Here is a 19,032-nt window from a genome sequence, read left to right on the forward strand (position 1 = left end):
GCCGTCCGATCCCACTTGCCGGGAGGCTGGGCCGATGCGCTCGACACCCTCCCGCACGCCGCTCCCGGTGAGCGGTCCGGGGTCGTCCGCAGGGGTGCGCCGCGTGCCACGCTCGGCCCCTACCGACTGAGAGGTCCACCCAGATCATGACCAAGCTGACCGCGGCCATCGTCGGGCCGGGCAACATCGGCACCGACCTGATGTACAAGCTGCTGCGCTCGGACGTCGTCGAGCCGCGCTGGATGATCGGCGTCGACCCGGCCTCCGAGGGGCTCAAGCTCGCCGCGCAGCAGGGGCTCGAGGCCTCGCACGAGGGCGTCGACTGGCTGCTGAAGCAGGACGTGCTGCCCGACCTGATCTTCGAGGCGACCTCGGCCTACGTGCACAAGGAGTACGCCCCCCGCTACGAGGAGGCCGGCATCCGCGCGGTCGACCTGACCCCCGCCTCGGTCGGCCCGGCGGTGATCCCGCCGGTCAACGGCGAGGAGCACGTCGACGCGATGAACGTCAACATGATCACCTGCGGCGGGCAGGCCACCATCCCGATGGTCGCGGCGGTCTCGCGGGTCGCCCCGGTGCCGTACGCCGAGATCGTCGCCTCCGTCTCCAGCGTCTCTGCGGGCCCCGGCACCCGCGCCAACATCGACGAGTTCACGCGGACGACGGCCGCCGGCGTCGAGCGGATCGGCGGCGCCGAGCGCGGCAAGGCAATCATCATCCTCAACCCGGCCGAGCCGCCGATGATCATGCGCGACACGATCTTCTGCGCCGTCCCGCCCGACGCCGACCGCGACGCGATCGTGCAGTCGGTCTTCGCGATGGAGAAGGCCGTCCAGGAGTACGTCCCCGGCTACCGCCTGCTGCAGGAGCCGCAGGTCGACGAGCCGTCCGCCGCGACGCAGGGCCAGGTCAAGGTCTCGATCTTCGTCGAGGTCGAGGGCGCCGGCGACTACCTGCCGCCGTACTCCGGCAACCTCGACATCATGACCGCCGCCGCCGCGAAGGTCGGCGACAACATCGCGCGGTCCGTGCTCGCCGGCCGCAAGGAGGCCTGAGATGACCGGGACCACGCAGCTCGACACCCTCGCTCGCACGTGGAAGGACGCCCACGGCGGCGACCTCGACCTGCGGCTGACCGACACCTGCCTGCGCGACGGGTCGCACCACAAGCGGCACCAGTTCACCGCGCAGGAGGTGCACGACATCGTCGAGGCGCTCGACACCTCCGGCATCCCGGTCATCGAGGTCACCCACGGCGACGGCCTGGGCGGCTCGTCGTTCAACTACGGCTTCTCCCGCACGCCGGAGCAGGAGCTGATCCGGATCGCGGCGGAGACCGCCAAGAACGCCCGGATCGCCTTCCTCATGCTCCCCGGTGTCGGCACCAAGGACGACATCCGGGCGGCGCAGGACAACGGCGGCCAGATCTGCCGGATCGCCACGCACTGCACCGAGGCGGACACCTCGATCCAGCACTTCGGGCTGGCCCGCGAGCTGGGCCTGGAGACCGTCGGCTTCCTCATGATGAGCCACACCCAGCCGCCCGAGGTGCTCGCGAAGCAGGCGCGGATCATGGTCGACGCCGGCTGCCAGTGCGTGTACGTCGTCGACTCGGCCGGCGCGCTGGTCATGGAGCAGACGGCCGACCGCGTCTCCGCCGTCGTCGCCGAGATCGGCTCGCAGGCCGACGTCGGCTTCCACGGCCACGAGAACCTCGGCCTCGGCGTCGCCAACACCGTCATCGCCGCCCGCGCGGGCGCCACCCAGATCGACGGCTCGGTCCGCCGCTTCGGCGCCGGCGCCGGCAACACCCCGCTTGAGGCGTTCGTCGGCGTCTGCGACAAGCTCGGCTGGCGCACCGGCGTCGACTTCCTGCAGATCGTCGACGCCTCCGAGGACGTCATCAAGCCGGCCATGCCCGAGGAGTGCCAGCTCGACCGGATGACCCTGATGATGGGGTACGCCGGCGTCTACTCCTCCTTCCTCAAGCACGCCGGCAACGCCGCCGACCGCTACGGCGTCTCCGGCGCGAAGATCCTGCTCGAGGCCGGCCGCCGCGAGCTCATCGGCGGCCAGGAGGACCAGCTCATCGACATCGCCCTCATGCTCAAGGCCGAGCAGGACAAGGCTGCCGCCAACGCCTGATCCGGCGTTCCACCGGTGCCTCTCCTCTGAAGGTCCGCGGGCCCCGCCTGTTGCTTCATCAAGGTATGTCGCCGAACCGCCACTTCCCTCGGTCAATCGACCCAGGGGAGTGGCGGTTCGTCTGCGTACCTTGATGAACCGACGCCTGGTGCCCCCGCCGCTGCGGAAAGCGGTCGACGAGAAGGCGACCGGCCGGGTACAGACGGGGCATGGCATCCCGCGCATCCAACTTCTGCATCGACGCCCACGACCCGTACGCCCAGACGATGTGGTGGTCGGAGGTCCTCGAGGACCACCGGCTCCCGACGGCGGAGGAGGGCGAGAACGAGCCGGGGGAGGAGGAGTGCGGCCTGGTGGGCCCGGACGACCGGTACCTGCTGTTCCTCAAGGTGCCCGAGCCGAAGACGGTCAAGAACCGCATGCACATGTGCCTCCGGCCCACCGACCGCACCCGGGACGAGGAGGTCGACCGCATCCTCGGCCTCGGCGCGACGATGGTCGACGACCGGCGCGAGGGCGACCTGGGCTGGGCCGTGCTGGCCGACCCGGAGGGCAACGAGTTCTGCGTGCTGCGGCGGTACCAGCCGAGCGACGCGACCGCCTGAGCACCGCCGGTGCGGCCGACCCGCTGAGCGGGAGCGCGATCTGGTTCAAAACAAGAACGTGTTCTAGTATTGCCGACGTCCCACCACGACAGGAGTTGGCGATGACCCAGGCTGTTCTCGACGGCGTTCGTGACCTGCTGCCCACGTTCCGCGAGCGCGCCGACGAGGCCGAGCGCCTGCGGGTCGTGCCGGAGGCGAGCATCAAGGAGCTGGAGGAGGTCGGGTTCTTCCGGCTGCTCCAGCCGAAGCGCTTCGACGGGTTCGAGGCCGACCCCGTCACCTTCTACACCGCGGTGCGCGACATCGCGTCGGCCTGCGGATCGACCGGCTGGGTCTCCAGCGTCGTCGGCGTGCACCCCTGGCAGGTCGCGCTCTTCGACGACGAGGCGCAGCAGGCGGTCTGGGGCGAGGACACCAACACCCGGCTCAGCTCGTCGTACGCCCCGACCGGCAAGGCGACCGTCACCGACGGCGGCTACACCCTGTCCGGCAAGTGGAGCTTCTCTTCCGGCTGCGACCACTGCAGCTGGGTCCTGCTCGGCGGCCTGGTGTTCAACGCCGAGGGCCAGGTCGTGGACTTCAAGACGTTCATGGTCCCGCGCGAGAAGTACCAGATCGTCGACGTGTGGCACATGGTCGGCCTGCGCGGCACCGGCTCGAACGACATCGTGGTGGAGGACGTCTTCGTCCCCGAGGCGTTCACGCTCTCCATGAGCCAGACCGGCGCGTGCAAGGGCCCGGGCCAGGAGCAGAACACCTCCGACCTCTACAAGCTGCCCTTCCACTCGATCTTCACCGGCACCATCACCACGCCGATCATCGGCATGGCGCGCGGGGCGTACGCCGAGCACGTCGAGATGCAGCAGAAGCGCACGCGCGCGGCGTACCTCGGCGAGAAGGCCTCGCTGGACCCCTTCGCGGCCGTCCGCATCGCCAAGGCGAGCAGCGAGATCGACGCCGCGTGGGCGCTGCTGGTCAACAACATCCGCGAGGAGATGGACCACGTCGCCAAGGGGGAGAAGATCCCGCTCGGCCTGCGCCTGAAGGTCCGCCGCGACCAGGTCCTCGGCAGCCAGCGCGCGATCGACGCCATCGACGCGCTGTTCGAGGCCTCGGGCGGCCGGGCGCTCGCCGAGGGCACCTACCTGCAACGTGCCTGGCGCGACGCCCACGCCGGCCGGGTGCACGCCGCCAACGACCCCGAGCGTGCGCTGCAGATGTTCGGCGCCCACGAGTTCGGCCACAAGGTCGACCCGGGGATGTACTGACGTGGACGCAGCTGACACGAGATTCGGCCAGGAGAGCGTCCGTCGCTCGGCCAAGGCCGGCGACCTGACGCTCAACTACTACGAGGCCGCGCCGGACACGCAGCCGGCGCAGGTCGGCGGCGGCCTGCCGCTGGTCATGCTGCACGGCGGGGGCCCGGGCGCCTCGGCGTGGTCGAACTTCGGCCCGGCGCTGCCGCACTTCGCGCGGTCCTTCCGCACGCTGCTCGTCGACCAGCCTGGCTTCGGCGGGTCCGACAAGCCGCCGGTGGAGGGCAACTACTACCGGTTCGCGGCCAACCACGTCGTACGGCTCCTCGACGAGCTCGGCATCGAGCGGGTGCACCTGCTCGGCAACAGCCTCGGCGGCGGTACGGCGATGCGGCTCGCGCTGACCTACCCCGACCGCGTCGGCCGGCTGGTGCTGATGGGCCCGGGCGGGCTCTCGCTCAACCTGTTCCACGCCGACCCGACCGAGGGCGTCCAGCGGCTGATGGACTTCGGCGCCGACCCGACCCGCGAGAAGCTCCGGGCGTTCATCTCGACCATGGTCGTCGACCAGTCGCTGGTGACCGACGAGCTGGTCGAGCAGCGGTTCGCCGACGCGACCGCCCCGGGCGCGCAGGAGGCGATGCGCTCGATGGGCATGTCGTTCTGGAACCCCGAGACCGCCGAGGACGGCATGCTCTGGCGCGAAGCGCACCGCCTGCGCAAGCACACCCTGCTGACGTGGGGCCGCGAGGACCGGGTCAACCCGCTCGACGGTGCCATGGCCGCGCTCAAGCTCATCCCGAAGGCGCAGCTCCACGTCTTCCCCAACTGCGGGCACTGGGCGCAGATCGAGGCGGCCGAGGAGTTCGCCGAGATCACCACCGCCTTCCTGGCTCGCCACGTCGAACGACCCCGAAAGGCCACCACGTGACGATCGACATCAAGTCCATGGGCTACGTCCGCGTGGCGTCGACCGACCTCGAGCAGTGGAAGGTCTTCGCCGGCAAGGTGCTGGGCCTCGCCGAGGGCCGCGGTCCCAACCCGGACCACCAGTACTGGCGCATCGACGAGGTCTCCGCCCGGCTCGTCGTCGTCCCCTCCGACCGTGACCTGCTCGAGGCCACCGGCTGGGAGGTCGCCGACCACCGGGCCCTCCAGGAGGCGCGCGAGCACCTGCAGAAGGCCGGCGTCGTCTTCGAGGAGGCGACCAAGGAGGAGCTCGACGAGCGCCGCGTGCAGGAGATGATCCGGTTCTCCGACCCGTGGGACAACGTCTTCGAGCTGTTCCACGGCATCACCTACGAGGCCCGGCCGATCGTGACGCCGTACGCCGCCAGGTTCGTCACCGGCGACCAGGGGATGGGCCACATCGTCATCCCGGTGCTCGACGACGTCGAGGCGCTGCGCTTCTACACCGACGTCCTCGGCTTCCGCCTGCGCGACTCGATGAGCATGCCCGGCGAGTTCGTCGGCAAGGAGCCGGGCTCGAAGGTCTGGCTGCGGTTCCTCGGCGTCAACCCGCGGCACCACTCGCTGGCGTTCCTGCCGATGCCGAACCCGGCCAAGTGCGTCCACATCATGCTCGAGGTGGACGAGCTCGACCACGTGGGCCGTGCGCTGGAGCGCGTGCGCAAGCACAAGGCGCCGCTCTCGGCGACCCTGGGCCGGCACATGAACGACGAGATGGTGTCGTTCTACGTCAAGTCGCCCGGCGGCTTCGACGTGGAGTTCGGGACCGACGGCCTGCAGGTCGAGGACAGCAAGTGGGTGGCTCGCGAGTCGACCGCCGTGTCGTACTGGGGCCACAACTTCGGCGGCGGAGGCCAGTGACTAGCGTGGGGACCATGTCAGCCCACTCGGGGGCCTCCGCGGACATCCCGGAGGGCATGAACCCCAACGCCGCGGAGACCTGGCCGAGCCCCGAGCTGATCGCTTCCTGGCTGGGCAGCGAGGCCTTCGAGATCGAGCCGCTCGGCCCCGGCGAGGGCTCGGCGGTGCCGACCGACGACCCGGCCAAGCAGGCCGAGGCTCGGCACTTCCGCGACGTGCTCGGCCGCTTCGCCTCGGGCGTCACGGTCGTCACCGCGGTCAGCGGCGGCGAGCCGGTGGGCATGACCTGCCAGTCGTTCTCGAGCGTCTCGCTGGACCCGCCGCTGGTGCTGTTCGTCCCCGCGAAGACCTCCCGCGCGTGGCCGCTGATCCAGCGCTCGGGCCGGTTCTGCGTCAACTTCCTCGCCGACGGCCAGGCCGAGCTGTCCAACCAGATGGCCAGCCGCGGCACCGACAAGTTCGCCGGCGTCGCCTGGCACCCGTCGGTCGAGACCGGCTCGCCGGTGCTCGAGGGATCGCTGGCCCACGTCGACTGCAGCGTCCACGCCGTGCACGAGGCCGGCGACCACTGGGTCGTCATCGGCCGGGTGCTGCACCTCGCCACCGCGTCCGAGGGCGCGGCCGAGGACCCGCTGCTGTTCTACCGAGGGAAGTACGGCACCACGCGCTGACCCGCCCCGAGGACGGGACGACGGCTCGGACCGGTCCTCCGGTCATTGCGTGTCGAGCCGGCCGGTGAGCCGGCCGTGCCGCTCGGCGCTCGCGCCGTCCAGGCCGACGATCTCGACGGTCTTGCCCTTCCGCGCGTACTTCGTGGTGATCGCGTCCAGGGCGGCGACCGTCGAGGCGTCCCACACGTGCGAGCCCGAGAGGTCGATGACGACCCGCTCGGGGTCGCGGGCGTACTCGAACTGCGTGTAGAGGTCGTTGCTCGAGGCGAAGAACAGCTCGCCGCTGACCCGGTAGACCGCCCTCGCCGTCCCGTGCTCGTCCTCGACCAGCTCGCGCTCGGTCTCCGTCAGGTGCGCGACACGGCGGGCGAAGAGCGTCATCGCGACGAGCACGCCGACGACGACGCCGATGGCCAGGTTGTGGGTGAGCACCGTGACCACGACGGTCGCGATCATCACCGTGGTCTCGGACCTCGGCATCCGCTGCAGCGTGCTCGGGCGGACCGAGTGCCAGTCGAACGTGCCGACCGAGACCATGATCATCACCGCCACGAGAGCGGCCATCGGGATCAGCGCGACGACGTCGCCGAAGCCGACGACGAGGACGAGCAGGAGGACGCCGGCGAGGAACGTCGAGATCCGGGTGCGTGCGCCCGAGACCTTCACGTTGATCATCGTCTGGCCGATCATCGCGCAGCCACCCATCCCGCCGAAGAACCCGGTGATGACGTTCGCGGTGCCCTGGCCCCAGGCCTCGCGCGTCTTGTCGGAGTGGGTGTCGGTGATGTCGTCGACCAGCTTCGCCGTCAGCAGCGACTCCAGGAGCCCGACGACTGCCATGGCGAGCGCGTACGGCGCGATGATCTCGAGGGTGTCCAGGCTGAACGGCACGTCGGGCACGAACCAGCTCGGCAGGCTGTCGGGCAGCTCGCCCTCGTCGCCGACGTCGGGGACGCCCACCGAGGCGACCAGCACGAAGGCGGTCAGGGCGACGATGGCGACGAGCGGGGCGGGGATGACGCTGTTGACGCGCGGGAAGCCCACGATGACGGCGATGCCGACGGCGATCATCGGGTAGACGGCCCAGGGCACGTCGACCAGGTGGTCGATCTGCGCCTCGAGGATCAGGATCGCCAGCGCGTTGACGAAGCCCACCATCACCGAGCGGGGGATGAACCGCATCAGCTTCGCGACGCCGGCGAGGGCGAGCACGACCTGGATCACGCCGCCGAGCAGGACCGTGGCGATGAGGTAGTCGTACCCGTGGTCGCGCATGACCGGGGCGGTGACCAGCGCGACGGCGCCGGTCGCAGCTGAGATCATCGCGGGACGGCCACCGAGGAACGAGATCGCGACGGCCATCGTGAACGACGCGAACAGCCCCACCCGCGGGTCGACGCCGGCGATGATCGAGAACGAGATCGCCTCGGGGATGAGCGCCAGGGCGACGACCAGACCCGCGAGGACCTCGGTCCGCAGCATCCGCGGGGTGCGCAGCGCGACGCGCACGCTCGGCTCCACCGGTTCGGCGGAGGCGGGGACCGGCGTGGAGGATGGCGAGGACACGGACGCACAACCTACTCTTCCGCAACGGAAGGGTTTGCATCCAGGCGACCCCGAGGAGGGCGACGTGGCCGACGACACTCGCAGCGCGCCCGCCCTGCACATCGGCGAGGTCGCGAGCCGGACCGAGCTCTCGCTGCGCAGCCTGCGCCACTGGGAGGAGGTCGGCCTGCTGCATCCCTCCGGCCGCACCGACGGCGGCTTCCGGCTCTACACCGACGAGGACGTCGAGAAGATCCTCGTCATCCGCCGGATGAAGCCGCTCGGGTTCACCCTCGAGGAGATGAGGTCGGTGATGACCGACATCGAGGTGCTCCGCGACCCGGGCGCCGGGCCCGCCGACCGTGAGCGGGCCCGCGGCCGGCTCGAGGAGGTCAGGGCGGACGGCGCCGAGCGCCGCGAACGGCTCGTGCGCCAGCTGGCCATGGCCGACGAGTTCATCGAGCTGCTCACGGCCGAGTGCGCGCCGCCCACCGAGCGGTAGCGCCGCCAGCTGCTCGGCTCGGTGCCGCTGGGTGCTCCCCGACCCTCGACCCGGGGTCGTGTGCCTCAGCACGCGGCGTGCCGCGTCCTCACGCACACGACCGGCACGAGCAGAGGGGACGCTCAGCCCTGGGTCTTCCTCCGCACAGCAGCCGGGGCGTCCGAGGTGCGCTTCTTCGGTCCTCCCTGCCCGCCTGAGTCGCGCGCCCCGGCGTCGTCCGACGGGCGACTGCTGCGGCTCGACGACGACGCCGACGCCTCGCCGCTCGACCCGCCGCTCGACCCGCCGCTCGACCCGCCGCTCGACCCGCCGCTGCCGCCGGTCGCCCCGGTTCCGCGGTCCCCGGCGACCACGCCGCCCGCGGTCAGGCGGTAGGCCTCGGCCAGGTCGACCAGGAGCTGCGCCTTCTCCGTCGCCTTGAGCGCGGACTTCATGTTGGACTCCGCCTGGTCCTTGATCGCACGGAACAACGCCTCCTGCGCCGCCCGCTTGCTGCTGTCGGCCATGCCGTGCCTCCCTCGTCAGGTGCCGACCCTCCATCGGCGCCGAGACAGGCCCCGTACCCGTGCCGCCCCGGGGGAGACGAGGAGGCCGAGCACATCATCGGAATCGATGACGTCTCCGAGCCCCGCTCAGAACGCGTACCGCACCCGGCACGACGGCAGCGTCTCGCCGATCATGTCGACCAGCTCGTCGACCCAGCGGCGCTTCCAGGCGACCTTGTAGCGGACGTTCTCCTGGCCGCTCTCGGAGCGCTTGCGCTGCTGGAGGTCGGGGCGCCACAGCTGCTCCTCGCCCTTCGGGTGCCAGCCGAGGTTGACCTCGTGGAGCTGCTCGTTGTGGGTGAGGAAGATGATCTCGCAGGCGAGCTGGGCCTTGGCCTTCTCGCCGATGCCGTCGGCGACCTGCGACAGCAGCTCCGCCCACTCCTCCTTCCAGCCCTCGTGCACGACGACCGGGCTGAAGTTGAGGTGCACCTCGTAGCCGGCCTCGACGAAGTCGTCGATGGCGGCGATCCGCTCGGCGATCCGTGAGGTCCGCAGGTCGAGCTTCTTCGACATCTCCTCGGGCATGAGCGAGAAGCGGACGCGGGTGCCGCCGCGGGGGTCCCAGTCGAGCAGGTCGCGGTTGACGAACTTCGTGGCGAAGCTGGCCTTGGCGCCGTCGAGCCGGGCGTAGAGGTCGACCAGGTCGCGGACGTTGTCGCTGACGAGCGCGTCGACCGAGCAGTCACCGTTCTCGCCGAGGTCGTAGACCCAGTCGACCGGGTCGCACTGGTTCGGCACGGTCTTGGGGCCCTGGCGGCCGGCGTGCCGCTCGAGGTAGCCGAGGATCTTCTCGATGTTGACGAACGCGGTGATGGGGTTCGCGTACCCCTTGCGACGCGGCACGTAGCAGTACGAGCAGGCCATCGCGCAGCCGTTGGACGTCGAGGGCGCGATGAAGTCCGAGCTGCGGCCGTTGGGGCGCGCGGAGAGTGACTTCTTGGTGCCCAGCACGAGCACCTCGCGCTTGTTGCGCACCCAGTCCTCGACGTTGCCCTCGTTGCCGTAGAGCCCGGGGATCGCCTGGTGCGAGAGCACCTCGACCCGCTCGGCGTCGGGGAAGCGCGCCAGGATCTCGGCGCCGCGTGGATAGGTCTCGACGTCGCGCTCGTGGAAGATCGTCCTGACGTCGAGCAGCCGGTCGGCGTGGGTGCGTGTCGTCATCACCAGTGCAACACGCGGGCGGCCCCGGGCAATCCCGGGGACGCGGTCAGATCCGGGTGCGGATCGGGTTGGCGACCATCCCGATCGGGAAGTCGTCCTGCGCCTGCGCGGCCTCGGAGGCCTCGGACGCCTCGACCACCGCGGTCGGGTCGGTCTCGGTGACGTCGGTGTCGATGCTCATGGGGCTCAACCTAGTGGGCGTCGTCGCAGGTCAGGGCGACATGAAGACCACAGCGGGAGGAACGGTCCGGTGGTCTTCCTCACACGCTGGCGAGCGGTTCAAAGGGGCACCGCAGCACGATGGGCGCGGGCCGTGCCGAAGAGCTGGCCGAGGGAGTGCGCCCGCTTCAGCACCAGGTGCGCGTCGTGCTCCCACGTGATCGCGATGCCCCCGTGCAGCTGCACGGTCTCGGCGGCGATCGCGGTGAGGGCGTCGGAGCAGTACGCCGCGGCGACGTGCGCGAGGCGCTCGGCGTTCGCGCCGCCGCTGGACACGGCGTACGACGCCGCCCAGGCCGCCGAGCGGGCCATCTCCACCCGCACCAGCATGTCGGCCATCCGGTGCTTGAGCGCCTGGAAGGAACCGATCGGGCGGCCGAACTGCACCCGCTCCTTCGCGTAGGCGACCGTCATCTCCAGCGCCCGGGCGGCGGTGCCGACCTGCAGCGCGGCGACGCCCGCGGCGCCCACCAGCGCCGCCCGCTCGGCGGCGGGAGCGCCCTCACCGATCCAGGTCGCGGCGGCGGTGTCCACCGGGACGCGGGCGAGCCGGATCGTCTGGTCCATGGACGGCGTCCACTCGCGTGTGGTCGCCTCCGGGTCGAGGAGCCAGAGCCCGTCGTCGGTCGCGGCGACGAGCATGGTCGCGAGGTCGCCGTCGAGCACGTCCGCAACGGTCGTGGCGCCGGCGCCCCGGCCGGTCGCGTCGACGAATGTGCCAACCTCACCGGCGGCGAGCCTGGGGAGCAGGCCGTCCTTGGCCTCGTCGGTCGCGCCGGCCAGCAGCGCCTCCGACGTCACCAGCGAGGACAGCAGGGGCGAGGGCACCAGCGAGCGGCCGACCTCCTCGAGCGCGACGAGCGACTCGAAGAGCGTGAACCCCGCGCCGCCGTGCTCCTCGGGGATGCCGAGCGCCGCGACGCCGATCTGCTCGCACAGCAGCGCCCACAGCTGCTCGTCGTAGGTCTCGACGCGCGGGTCGGCCCGCTTGGCCAGCAGCGAGCGCACGGTCGAGGCGAGCTCCTGCTGCTCCTCGGAGAGCGCGAAGTCCATCAGCTCGCCCCGAGCTGCTGCAGCAGCCGGCCGCGGTGGAAGTCCGGTGTGCCCCACGCGGTCACGAGCGCGCGGATCCGCCCCAGCCACAGGCTCAGGTCGAACTCCTGGGTGTAGCCGATCGCGCCGTGGACCTGGAGGCCGGTGCGCGCAGCGAGGTACGCCGCGTCGCCGCACGCGACCTTCGCCGCCGAGGCGTCCACCTCGCCGAGCGCAGCCCCGTGGACCAGCGGGCGGGCGAAGTCGAGGGCGATCCGGACGTCGGCGAGCGCGTGCTTGACGGCCTGGTAGGAGCCGATCTCGCGACCGAACTGCTTGCGCTGCTTGACGTAGGTGACCGAGTCCGCGAGCACCCGCTCGCCCGCACCGAGCAGCTCCGCGGCGCACGCGAGCACGGCGAGGTCGAACGCCTCGCGGGACGGCTCGGCACCGCCGCCACCGTCGACACCATCGCCACCCTCCACGCGGAAGAGCCGCCGGGTGCGGTCGACCGAGGTCAGCCGCTCGCCGACCCCGGTGACGGGCGTGCTGCCGACGTAGACCTCGTCGGCGACGTCGGCGTCGAGCGCGTGGGGCACGTGCGGCGGCAGGGCGACCGTGGCGACGCCCTCGACCTCGCGGCCCAGAGCGACCGGGAGGTACGCCGCGGACTCGATCCACGGCCCGGGCACGACGTGTCGCCCCAGCGCCTCGAAGGCGAGCGCGACCTCGACCGGGGTCGCGTCGGTGGCCAGCGAGAGCACCCCGAGGTCGGCCAGCCGCTTCCACAGCGCCAGTCCGGGGGCGGTCTCGCCCTCGGCCCAGGCTCGGGCCGCGGCGACCGTGTCGGCGCCGGCGAGCAGCGACTCGAGCGCGCCCGCGAAGTCGCGCTGGTCCTCGTCGAGCACGAACCTCACTTGCGGACCTCCCGCGGCAGGCCGAGGATCCGCTCGGCGACGATGTTGCGCTGGATCTCGTTGGTGCCGGCGTAGATCGGGCCGGAGAGCGAGAAGGTGTAGCCGTCCAGCCACGGCGAGGCGACCTCGGCCTCCGGGCCGAGCAGGTCGAGCGCGGTCTCGTGCAGCGCGATGTCGAGCTCGGACCAGAAGACCTTGTTCACCGATCCCGCGGCGCCCATGTCACCGCCGGCGGCGAGCCGGGTGACCGTGCCCCACGTGTAGAGCCGGTAGGCCTGCGCCTTGACCCAGGCGTCGACGACGCGGTCCGCCGCGGCCGCCGGTGGCCGCTCTGTCGAGCGGTAGAGGTCGACCAGGCGGTCGGCGGCGGCGCAGAACCGGCCGGGGGAGCGCAGCGAGAGGCCGCGCTCGTTGCCGGCGGTCGACATCGCCACCCGCCACCCGTCGCCGGGGGCGCCGAGGACGTCGGAGTCGGGGACGAAGACGTCCTCGAAGAACACCTCGGCGAAGCCGGCCTCGCCGTCGAGCTGTGCGATCGGCCGGACCGTGATGCCGTCCGCGTCGAGCGGGAAGAGGAAGTAGGTCAGCCCCGCGTGCCGCTGCGCCTCGGCGTCGGAGCGGAAGAGGCCGAAGCCCCAGTGCGCGAACGCCGCCCGCGAGGACCAGGTCTTCTGCCCGTTGAGCACCCACCCGCCGCGCTCGTCGTCGCGTCGCGCGGTCGAGCGCAGCGCGGCCAGGTCGGAGCCGGCCTCGGGCTCGGACCAGCACTGCGCCCAGATCTTCTCGCCGGTCGCCATCGTCGGCAGGAACCGGTCCTGCTGCTCCTTCGTGCCGTGGTCGAAGATGATCGGCGCGAGTAGGAAGATGCCGTTCTGGGAGACGCGACCCGGCGCACCGGCGCGGTAGTACTCCTCCTCGAAGACCAGCCACTCGACCAGCGACGCCTCGCGGCCGGAGTACTCCCGCGGCCACGACACGACCGACCAGCGCGCCTCGGCGAGCCGCGCCTCCCACTCCTGGTGGGCCTTCCAGCCGGCCTCGGTGTCCATCGACGGCAGCGGCTCGGACGGCACGTTGGCGGCGAGCCACTCGCGCGCCTCGGCCTGGAAGGCCAGCTCGGACTCGGACAGGGACAGGTCCATTCACTCGCTCCTGGGCTGGTCTCGGAGGTCGGTCTTGAGCACCTTGCCGGACAGGTTCCGGGGCAGCGCGTCGAGGAACGTCACGCGCCGCGGGACCTTGAAGTTGGCCAGCCGCTCCTTGCAGTACGCCGTGACGTCGTCGGTGGTGAGCGCCTCGCCCGCCGGACCGGCCGCGCGGACGACGTACGCCGCACCGACCTCGCCCATCCGCTCGTCCGGCACCCCGACGACCGCCACGTCCGCGACGCCCTCGAGCCGGGCGAGCACCTGCTCGACCTCGGCGGGGTAGACGTTGAAGCCGCCGGAGATGTACATGTCCTTGAGCCGGTCGGTGATCCGCAGGTTGCCGGCCTCGTCGAGCGTGCCGACGTCGCCGGTGTGCAGCCACCCGTCGGCGTCGATGGCGGCGGCCGTGGCCTCCTCGTCGTCGAGGTAGCCGAGCATCACGTAGTCACCGCGCAGCAGCAGCTCGCCGGCCTCGCCGGGTCCGGCACCGGGTGGGGCGTCGATGCGGGTCTCCATGCCGGGGATCGCGCGGCCGCAGGTGGTCGCGACGAGCTCGGCCGGGTCGCCGGCGCGCGCCATCGTCGCGACGACGGCCTCGGTCATGCCGAACGCGGTGACCACCTGGTCGAAGCCGAGGCCCTCGGGCGCCGGCTGCCGCATCCGCTCGATGAGCACGACCGGGACGACGGCCGCGCCGGTGACCGCGAGCCGCAGCGAGGACAGGTCGCGCTGTTCGCGCCCGGGGGCGGTGAGCAGCGACTGGTAGATCGTCGGCGCGCCGGGCAGGACGGTGATCCGCTCCTCCTCGACCAGCCGCATGGTCGTGTCGAGGTCGAAGGTCGCGAGCGGGTAGAGCGTCGCGCCGGTCACCAGGCCGGTGACGATGCCGACCTTGTAGCCGAAGGAGTGGAAGAACGGGTTGACCGCCAGGTAGCGGTCCTCGGCGGTCACGCCGCCGAGCTCGCCCCAGGCGCGGGCGACCCCGACCGTCTGGCGGTGCGCGGACATCGCGCCCTTGCTGCGGCCGGTCGTGCCGGAGGTGAAGAGGATGTCGGCGACGTCGTCGGGGGAGACCGACTCCGCGACCGCGTCGACGTCGGCCGTGGTCACGTCGCCCGGGTCGAGGTCGCCGAGGTCGGCCAGGTCGATCGTCGCCAGCACCGACGGGTGCTCGCCGGTCGCCCGCAGGTCGGCCAGCTGGGTGCGCCCGAGGAAGCCGTCGGCGACGACCACCAGCCGCGCGGCGGTCCGCTCGACCACGTCGGCGACCTCGTGGGCGGTGTACCGGGAGTTGACCGGCACGAGCACGCCGCCGGCGTACGACACCGCCAGGCCGGCCACGACCCAGTCGATGCTGTTGGGCGCCCACAGGCAGACCCGGTCACCGGGACGCAGGCCGCGGGCGACGTACGCCCGGGCCGCGCGCCGGACCCGGCTCAGCAGCTCGAGGAACGTGACGACCTCGCCGTCCTGGACGTACGCCGGGTGGTCGCCGAAGCGGTCCGCCGCCGCGCCGAGCGCGGCCGGGATCGTCTGCTCCACCGTTCACCTCCTGCCTTCGTGGCTGCCGGGAGGGGCCGATCTGCCCAACCAAGCAATTGCTTGGTACTGTAGCACTCGTGGACCTGACCTACTCGGCCGAGGACGAGGCCTTCCGTGCCGAGGTGCGGGACTTCCTCGAGGAGCACCTGCGCGGCGACTTCGCCGCGCTCAAGGGCCTCGGTGGCCCCGGTCGGGACCACGAGGCGATCGAGGAGCGCCTCGCCTGGAACCGGCACCTCGCGCAGCACGGCTGGACCTGCGTGGGCTGGCCGACCGAGCACGGTGGCCGCGGCCTGTCGCTCTCGCAGCAGGTGATCTTCCACGAGGAGTACGCCCGGTCGAACGCGCCCGCGCGCCTCAACCACCTCGGCGAGGAGCTGCTCGGCCCGACGCTCATCGCGTTCGGCACGCCCGAGCAGCAGGCCCGCTTCCTGCCGCCGATCCGTGCGGTCGAGGAGCTGTGGGCCCAGGGCTACTCCGAGCCGGGCGCCGGCTCCGACCTCGCCAACGTCCAGACCCGGGCCCGGCTCGAGGACGGTCCCACTGGGCGGGAGTGGGTCATCGACGGGCAGAAGGTGTGGACGTCGAACGCCCACTTCTCCCAGTGGGTCTTCGTGATCGCCCGGACCGAGCCGGGCTCCCAGCGCCACGCCGGTCTCTCCTTCCTCCTCGTCCCGCTGGACCAGGAGGGCGTCGAGGTCCGGCCGATCGAGCAGCTGACCGGCGGCTCGGAGTTCAACGAGGTCTTCCTCTCCGGCGCCCGGACCGACGCCGACCTCGTCGTCGGCGAGCCCGGCCAGGGCTGGCGGGTCGCGATGGGCCTGCTGGGCTTCGAGCGCGGCGTGTCCGTGCTCGGCCAGGTCGTCGGCTTCGCCCGCGAGCTCGAGGGCGTCGTCGAGCTGGCCAAGGCGAACGGCGCGATCGACGACCCGCTGCTGCGCGACCGGCTCGCCGACCTCGCCGTCGAGCTCGAGGTGATGCGCTTCAACGCGATGCGCGGGCTCTCGGCCGTCACCGGCGGCGACGACTCCGCGGCCGGCGGGGGAGCGGCGTCGATCTTCAAGCTCGTGTGGGCGGCGTGGCACAAGCGGCTCGGCGAGGTGGCGATGGACGTGCTCGGCGCCGACGGGCTCACGGCCCGCGCCGCGCCGTACGACCTCGACGAGTGGCAACGACTCTTCCTCTTCGCGCGCGCCGACTCGATCTACGGCGGCAGCGACGAGGTGCAGCGCAACATCCTGGCCGAGCGCGTGCTCGGGCTCCCGCGTGAACCGAAAGGCGTCTGAATGACCACCACCCGTCCCGAGCAGCCCGCCCCCGCCTACGTCCCCGGCCACGACCTGTTGGCCGGCAAGGTGGTCGTCGTGACCGCCGCTGCCGGCGCCGGCATCGGCGCCGCCGTCGTGCGCCGGGTGCTCGAGGAGGGCGCGAAGGCGGTCGTCTTCAGCGACACCCACGAGCGCCGGTTGGCCGAGGCCGAGGAGGCGCTGGCCGCCGAGTTCGGCGCCGACCGCGTGCGCCAGCGGGTCTGCGACGTCACCGACGAGGCGCAGGTCGCCGCGCTGCTCGACGTCGCCGACGAGCTCGGCGGCGTGGACGTCATGGTCAACAACGCGGGGCTGGGCGGCACCGCCAGTGTGCTGGAGATGACCGACGAGCAGTGGCTGCGCGTCCTCGACATCACCCTGACCGGCACCTTCCGCTGCGTCCGCGCCGCCGGTCAGCGGATGGTCGCCGCCGGCAAGAAGGGCGTCATCGTCAACAACGCCTCCGTCGTCGGTTGGCGCGCCCAGGAGGGGCAGGCCCACTACGCCGCCGCCAAGGCCGGCGTCATGGCGCTGACCCGCTGCTCGGCGGTCGACCTCGCCCCGCACGGCATCCGCGTCAACGCGGTGAGCCCGAGCCTGGCGATGCACCCGTTCCTTGCGAAGGTGACCTCCGACGAGCTGCTCGCCGAGCTCAAGAACCGGGAGGCCTTCGGGCGGGCCGCCGAGCCGTGGGAGGTCGCGAACGTCATGGTGTTCCTGGCCAGCGACTACGCGTCGTACATGACCGGCGAGGTCGTCGCCGTCTCCAGCCAGCAGGCGTAGGACGATTCCTCCATGAGCACCGAGAGCGCGACCCCGGCCGGAGCGACTGGCGCGACCGGAGCGACCGGCCGTCGCCGGGAGCTGCTGTCGATCGCCGCGGAGCTCTTCGCCGACCAGGGCTTCAAGAACACCACCGTCCGCGACATCGCCGACGCGGCCGGCATCCTCTCGGGCAGCCTCTACCACCACTTCGACTCCAAGGAGTCGATGGTCGACGAGATCCTGTCGTCGTTCCAGGCCGAGCTGTTCGCGGCGTACGACGAGGTGCTGCGCAGCGACGACGACGCGCGCACCAAGATCGAGCGGGCCGTGCGGCTGTCGTTCGAGGCGATCGACCGGCACCGGCACGAGGTGGCGATCTTCCAGAACGAGGCTGACTTCCTCGGCCAGCAGGAGCGCTTCGCCTACCTCGCGGAGCGCAACGCCCAGTCCCGGGACGTCTGGATCACGCTCCTCGAGGACGGGCTCCGGTCCGGTGCGCTGCGCGCCGACCTCGACGTCGAGCTGACCTACCGCTTCATCCGCGACACCGTCTGGGTGGCCGTGCGCTGGTACCGCCCCGGCGGCAAGCTCACCCACACCGACGTCGCGGACCAGTACCTCACCATCCTCCTAGACGGGATCGCCCATGCCTGAAGCATTCATCGTCGACGCTGTCCGCACGCCGACCGGCAAGCGCGGCGGCGCCCTCGCCGGCGTCCACTCCGCCGACCTCGCCGCCCACTCGATCTCCGCGCTGGTCGACCGCACCGGCGTCGACCCGGGCGCCGTCGACGACGTGATCCTCGGCTGCTGCGACACGATCGGCTCCCAGGCCGGCGACGTCGCGCGCACGGCCTGGCTCGTCGCGGGCCTGCCCGACCACGTGCCCGGCGTGACCATCGACCGGCAGTGCGGCTCCTCCCAGCAGGCGGTCCACTTCGCGGCCCAGGCGGTCATGTCCGGCACCCAGGACCTCGTGGTCGCCGGCGGGGTGCAGAACATGTCGGCCATCCCGATCTCCGCGGCGATGATCGTGGGCCAGCAGTACGGCTTCACCACGCCGTTCGCGGAGTCGCCGGGCTGGCAGAAGCGCTTCGGCGACCAGGAGGTCAGCCAGTTCCGCTCGGCCGAGATGATCGCCGAGAAGTGGGGTCACACCCGCGAGCAGCTCGAGGCCTACGCGTTGGCCTCCCACGAGCGGGCGCTGACCGCGATCGCCGAGGGCCGCTTCGAGCGCGAGGTCGTCCCGGTGACGCTGCCCGACGGCTCGACGTTCTCGGTCGACCAGTGCCCCCGGCAGACCTCGTTGGAGAAGATGGCGTCCCTCGAGCCGCTCGCCCCCGGCGGCCGGATCACCGCCGCGGTCGCCTCGCAGATCTGCGACGCCTCCTCGGCGATGCTCATCGCCTCCGAGCAGGCCGTCGCCGACCACGGCCTCACCCCCCGCGCCCGCGTCCACCACCTCTCCGTCCGCGGCGACGACCCGGTCTGGATGCTCACCGGCCCGATCCGCGCCACCCGCCACGCCCTGGAGAGGACCGGCCTCTCGGTCGACGACATCGACCTCTTCGAGTGCAACGAGGCCTTCGCCCCCGTCGTGCTCGCGTGGATGGAGGAGATCGGCGTCCCGCACGAGAAGGTCAACGTCAACGGCGGCGGCATCGCGCTCGGCCACCCGATCGGGGCCACCGGCACCCGCCTGATGACCACCCTGCTCAACGAGCTCGAGCGCACCGGCGGCCGCTACGGCCTGCAGACCATGTGCGAGGGCGGCGGCCAGGCGAACGTCACGATCCTCGAGCGGCTCTGAGGGTCGGCGGGCGAAGTGTTCGTCCGCAG

General features: G+C 71.7%; 20 protein-coding genes. 12 read left to right on the forward strand and 8 right to left on the reverse strand.

Going from position 1 to position 19,032, the window contains the following annotated elements:
* The first annotated feature begins 143 nt into the window (after window positions 1-143).
* The 7 genes from G6553_RS00605 to G6553_RS00635 all read left to right on the forward strand — a co-directional run bounded on the left by G6553_RS00605 (window position 144) and on the right by G6553_RS00635 (window position 6,507).
* Complete coding sequence (locus G6553_RS00605) at window positions 144-1,055, forward strand: acetaldehyde dehydrogenase (acetylating) (protein ID WP_347565436.1); 912 nt, start codon at window positions 144-146, stop codon at window positions 1,053-1,055.
* Window position 1,056: 1 nt separating this feature from the next.
* Window positions 1,057-2,145 (forward strand): 4-hydroxy-2-oxovalerate aldolase, encoded by a 1,089-nt coding sequence (gene dmpG / locus G6553_RS00610; RefSeq protein ID WP_166188217.1) that lies wholly within the window; start codon window positions 1,057-1,059, stop codon window positions 2,143-2,145.
* A 209-nt stretch (window positions 2,146-2,354) separates the two neighbouring features.
* Entirely contained in the window at window positions 2,355-2,750 is a 396-nt protein-coding gene (locus G6553_RS00615; RefSeq protein WP_166188219.1) for a VOC family protein, read from the forward strand.
* 101 nt (window positions 2,751-2,851) lie between these two features.
* Entirely contained in the window at window positions 2,852-4,018 is a 1,167-nt protein-coding gene (gene hsaA, locus G6553_RS00620) for a 3-hydroxy-9,10-secoandrosta-1,3,5(10)-triene-9,17-dione monooxygenase oxygenase subunit (protein ID WP_166188220.1), read from the forward strand.
* 1 nt (window position 4,019) lies between these two features.
* Window positions 4,020-4,937: a 4,5:9,10-diseco-3-hydroxy-5,9,17-trioxoandrosta-1(10),2-diene-4-oate hydrolase gene (hsaD, locus tag G6553_RS00625; RefSeq protein WP_347565421.1), complete on the forward strand. Its 918-nt coding sequence runs from the start codon at window positions 4,020-4,022 to the stop codon at window positions 4,935-4,937.
* Window positions 4,934-5,836, forward strand: a complete 903-nt coding sequence (hsaC, locus tag G6553_RS00630; RefSeq protein ID WP_347565422.1) for an iron-dependent extradiol dioxygenase HsaC — start codon at window positions 4,934-4,936, stop codon at window positions 5,834-5,836. Before hsaD ends, hsaC begins: the two co-directional genes overlap by 4 nt.
* A 14-nt stretch (window positions 5,837-5,850) precedes the next feature.
* Window positions 5,851-6,507, forward strand: coding sequence for a flavin reductase family protein (locus G6553_RS00635; RefSeq protein ID WP_242679814.1), 657 nt, complete (start codon window positions 5,851-5,853; stop codon window positions 6,505-6,507).
* A 42-nt stretch (window positions 6,508-6,549) separates the two neighbouring features.
* Here the strand turns inward: G6553_RS00635 and G6553_RS00640 are convergent, their stop codons facing one another.
* Window positions 6,550-8,073: a SulP family inorganic anion transporter gene (locus tag G6553_RS00640; RefSeq protein ID WP_347565423.1), complete on the reverse strand. Its 1,524-nt coding sequence runs from the start codon at window positions 8,071-8,073 to the stop codon at window positions 6,550-6,552.
* A 64-nt stretch (window positions 8,074-8,137) separates the two neighbouring features.
* On the opposite strand from G6553_RS00640, the gene G6553_RS00645 reads away from it, so the two are divergent.
* Window positions 8,138-8,554 (forward strand): MerR family transcriptional regulator, encoded by a 417-nt coding sequence (locus tag G6553_RS00645; RefSeq protein ID WP_207619171.1) that lies wholly within the window; start codon window positions 8,138-8,140, stop codon window positions 8,552-8,554.
* 122 nt (window positions 8,555-8,676) lie between these two features.
* On the opposite strand, the gene G6553_RS00650 is transcribed toward G6553_RS00645, so the two are convergent.
* The 7 genes from G6553_RS00650 to G6553_RS00675 all read right to left on the reverse strand — a co-directional run bounded on the left by G6553_RS00650 (window position 8,677) and on the right by G6553_RS00675 (window position 15,121).
* Window positions 8,677-9,060 carry a hypothetical protein gene (locus tag G6553_RS00650; protein ID WP_166187951.1) on the reverse strand — a complete coding sequence of 128 codons (384 nt, stop codon included), beginning with the start codon at window positions 9,058-9,060 and terminating at the stop codon, window positions 8,677-8,679.
* 126 nt (window positions 9,061-9,186) lie between these two features.
* Complete coding sequence (locus tag G6553_RS00655; RefSeq protein ID WP_166188224.1) at window positions 9,187-10,263, reverse strand: spore photoproduct lyase family protein; 1,077 nt, start codon at window positions 10,261-10,263, stop codon at window positions 9,187-9,189.
* Between the two features lie 46 nt (window positions 10,264-10,309).
* Window positions 10,310-10,444: a hypothetical protein gene (locus G6553_RS21525; RefSeq protein ID WP_278249445.1), complete on the reverse strand. Its 135-nt coding sequence runs from the start codon at window positions 10,442-10,444 to the stop codon at window positions 10,310-10,312.
* A 98-nt stretch (window positions 10,445-10,542) separates the two neighbouring features.
* The gene (locus G6553_RS00660; protein WP_166188226.1) at window positions 10,543-11,535 is read right to left on the reverse strand and encodes an acyl-CoA dehydrogenase family protein; all 993 of its coding nucleotides are present in this window, start codon (window positions 11,533-11,535) and stop codon (window positions 10,543-10,545) included.
* A complete protein-coding gene (locus tag G6553_RS00665) occupies window positions 11,535-12,431 on the reverse strand; it encodes an acyl-CoA dehydrogenase family protein (RefSeq protein ID WP_166188228.1) in 897 nt (298 codons plus the stop codon). The genes G6553_RS00660 and G6553_RS00665 overlap by 1 nt, the downstream gene beginning before the upstream one ends.
* Complete coding sequence (locus G6553_RS00670; RefSeq protein WP_166188230.1) at window positions 12,428-13,573, reverse strand: acyl-CoA dehydrogenase family protein; 1,146 nt, start codon at window positions 13,571-13,573, stop codon at window positions 12,428-12,430. Before G6553_RS00670 ends, G6553_RS00665 begins: the two co-directional genes overlap by 4 nt.
* A complete protein-coding gene (locus G6553_RS00675; RefSeq protein WP_166188232.1) occupies window positions 13,574-15,121 on the reverse strand; it encodes a FadD3 family acyl-CoA ligase in 1,548 nt (515 codons plus the stop codon).
* 77 nt (window positions 15,122-15,198) lie between these two features.
* On the opposite strand from G6553_RS00675, the gene G6553_RS00680 reads away from it, so the two are divergent.
* The 4 genes from G6553_RS00680 to G6553_RS00695 are packed head-to-tail and all read left to right on the forward strand — an operon-like array spanning window position 15,199 to window position 19,003.
* On the forward strand, window positions 15,199-16,407 hold the full coding sequence (locus G6553_RS00680; protein WP_166188234.1) for an acyl-CoA dehydrogenase family protein: 1,209 nt from the start codon (window positions 15,199-15,201) through the stop codon (window positions 16,405-16,407).
* On the forward strand, window positions 16,408-17,211 hold the full coding sequence (locus G6553_RS00685; RefSeq protein WP_166188235.1) for an SDR family oxidoreductase: 804 nt from the start codon (window positions 16,408-16,410) through the stop codon (window positions 17,209-17,211). It begins immediately after the preceding gene.
* A gap of 12 nt (window positions 17,212-17,223) precedes the next feature.
* Window positions 17,224-17,847, forward strand: coding sequence for a TetR/AcrR family transcriptional regulator (locus G6553_RS00690; protein WP_166188237.1), 624 nt, complete (start codon window positions 17,224-17,226; stop codon window positions 17,845-17,847).
* Complete coding sequence (locus G6553_RS00695) at window positions 17,840-19,003, forward strand: acetyl-CoA C-acetyltransferase (RefSeq protein ID WP_166188239.1); 1,164 nt, start codon at window positions 17,840-17,842, stop codon at window positions 19,001-19,003. The genes G6553_RS00690 and G6553_RS00695 overlap by 8 nt, the downstream gene beginning before the upstream one ends.
* Window positions 19,004-19,032 lie beyond the last annotated feature (29 nt).

It is taken from the genome of Nocardioides sp. IC4_145, from assembly GCF_011250565.1.
GTDB lineage: Bacteria > Actinomycetota > Actinomycetes > Propionibacteriales > Nocardioidaceae > Nocardioides.